Source organism: Microcystis sp. M53602_WE12, from assembly GCF_030065455.1.
In the GTDB taxonomy this organism is placed as follows: domain Bacteria; phylum Cyanobacteriota; class Cyanobacteriia; order Cyanobacteriales; family Microcystaceae; genus Microcystis; species Microcystis aeruginosa.
Genome location: NZ_JASJFB010000855.1, coordinates 1 through 2,438 on the forward strand (window position 1 = coordinate 1; position 2,438 = coordinate 2,438).

The 2,438-nt window shown below is 47.6% G+C and carries 2 protein-coding genes; one reads left to right on the plus strand and one right to left on the minus strand.

Translation table 11 applies throughout. The features are described 5' to 3' along the window. The coding region (locus PX482_RS26050; RefSeq protein WP_288123212.1) for a TIGR03960 family B12-binding radical SAM protein at positions 1–1,969 on the minus strand (1,969 nt) is incomplete at its 3' end. A gap of 181 nt (positions 1,970–2,150) precedes the next feature. Between PX482_RS26050 and PX482_RS26055 the strand changes: the two genes are divergently transcribed. Beyond that, positions 2,151–2,294 (plus strand): hypothetical protein, encoded by a 144-nt coding sequence (locus PX482_RS26055; RefSeq protein WP_288026561.1) that lies wholly within the window; start codon positions 2,151–2,153, stop codon positions 2,292–2,294. The last annotated feature ends 144 nt before the right edge of the window (positions 2,295–2,438 follow it).

Below are 2,438 nucleotides of genomic sequence, written 5' to 3' on the forward strand. Positions count from 1 at the left end.
CCAAGTGGCTAACTAAGGCCATTTCGCCAATTTTGCCAAACCAAACCCGAATTCTTTGGGCGCGTTCTTGATTGGGTTGAAAATGTCCAGCAAAAGCGGGAATCGGGGGCGCTTCAATGACGATATTATGACCAAAATCGAGGCTACAAACGCCACAATGGGAACAACCCTCAAAAGAACAATCGGGGACTGTTGCCGCGTCTAGGGCGCGTTTTAAGTCCTCCTGTAGCCATTTTTTATCGATACCGGTATCCAGATGATCCCAGGGCAGAGGACGCTCTAAAATATCTTTGTCTGCATCGGCAAAAATATGCCATTCTCCCTGTTCTATCTGACGATATTTCCAAGTTAAACCGGATTCTTCGATCGCCTGTGACCATGCTTGATAGGCTTTTTCCGTATTATCCCACCAAGCATCCATCCCGGCTCCCAATTGCCAAGCGCGCAGTACCACTTTCCCTAAACTTCTGTCACCGCGACCGATAAAATCTTCCATAGCCGAGATGCGGACATCGGTATAATTGACTTTTACCCCTCTCATGCCTTGGAATTCCTGTCTTAATAACTCCTGTTTGCGGATAAATTCGGCCGTCGAGACGGAATGCCACTGGAAGGGGGTATGGGGTTTAGGGGTAAAATTCGAGATAGTTAGGGTAAAATCGAGGGGTTTCCGCTTCGGTAAACGACATTCCCGACGCAACCAACGCAGGGTTTCCGCGATACCGATGACATCCACATCGGTTTCCCCTGGCAAACCGATCATAAAATAGAGTTTGACCTTATCCCAACCCTGTTCGACAGCAGTTTTTATCCCTCTGAGTAATTCTTCGTTGGTTAACCCTTTGTTAATCACATCGCGCATTCGTTGGGTTCCCGCTTCCGGTGCAAAGGTCAAACCCGATTGACGATTGCCCCCAATTATGTTAGCAATATTTTCGTCAAAGCGATCGACTCTTTGACTGGGTAAGGATAGAGATATATTCTCATTCTGGAGACGGTTTTTAATCTCCATACCCACGGCAGGTAGAGCTAGATAATCGGAGCAACTGAGAGATAATAAGGAAAATTCGTTATATCCCGTCGCTCGCATTCCTTTTTCAATCGATTCGATTACTGCTTCCGGTTGCACATCCCGCGCAGGACGGGTTAACATCCCCGGTTGACAGAAACGACATCCCCTAGTGCAACCGCGACGAATTTCCACCACCAGGCGATCGTGAACCGTTTCCACGAAGGGAACTAAACCGATAGAATAGGCTGGGATAGGAGTAGCTACCCGGCGTAAAATTCTTTGCGGTACATCGTCACGATTGGGGATAACTGCACCGATTGGGGTGACATCGTAGAAACGGGGGACATATACCCCCGGAATTTGGGCTAAATCTAGTAATAGTTCTTCTTTGCTTAGATTAGCTAGTTTACCTTCTTCTAAAATTAAACCGATTTCTGGCAATAATTCTTCGCCATCACCGAGGGCGATAAAATCAAAAAAGTCGGCGTAGGGTTCGGGGTTAGAGGTGGCAGTTTGTCCCCCGGCAAAAATTAGCGGATAGTTACCTGAGTCTCTTGCTCTCCAAGTCAAGGGAATTGCCGCTAGGTCGAGCATTTCTAAAATATTGGTGGCTCCTAGCTCATAACTGAGACTAAAACCCAGAATATCAAAATCGGTGAGGCAACGACGGGATTCTAGGGCAAATAGGGGGGTTTTTGTCTGTTTGAGTTTTTGGGCTAAATCCGGTGCGGGTAAATAAGTGCGATCGCAGAGTTGGCGGGGTTGAGCATTGAGGATATTGTAGAGGATAATATGGCCGAGGTTAGATGCCCCCACTTCGTACACTTCCGGATAGGTTAACACCCAACGAACCACAGCACTTGCCCATTCTTTATGTTTAGCACCTAACTCGTTGCCCAAATAACGCGCCGGTCGAAAAATGTCGGGGGTGAGCAGTTGGTCTAAAGCAATAGTCACGGCAATCTACCTCAGATATCGTCAGCAATGGGTGCTTTTCTACTATAGCAGCCAGAATCGAGTCAGTATTCAGGAGTCGGGAGACAGGAGACTCCGAGACAGGAGACTCCGAGACAGGAGACAGGAGATAGGAGACAGGAGATAGGGTTTTGGGGTGATAGGGTTTTGGGGTGATAGGGTGATGAGACAGCTTCCCCACTTCCCTATCTACCCCACTTCCCCACTTCCCCACTTCCCCACTTCCCCACACCCCACACCCCACTTCCCCACTTCCCTATCTACCCCACTTCCCCATCTCCCTAAAATTCCAGAGGCTATAAGATAATTAAGGCTTGCTGAATAAATCTAAAAACCTTGTTGGATAAGACTTTTGGACTTTTTTCCCCTCAAAAAGTACCAGATATGGGAGTGATCAGGGGGAAATTCAGGGACTTTTTCCCTGAAAATTAGGTAATTGACCCCCTCAAAA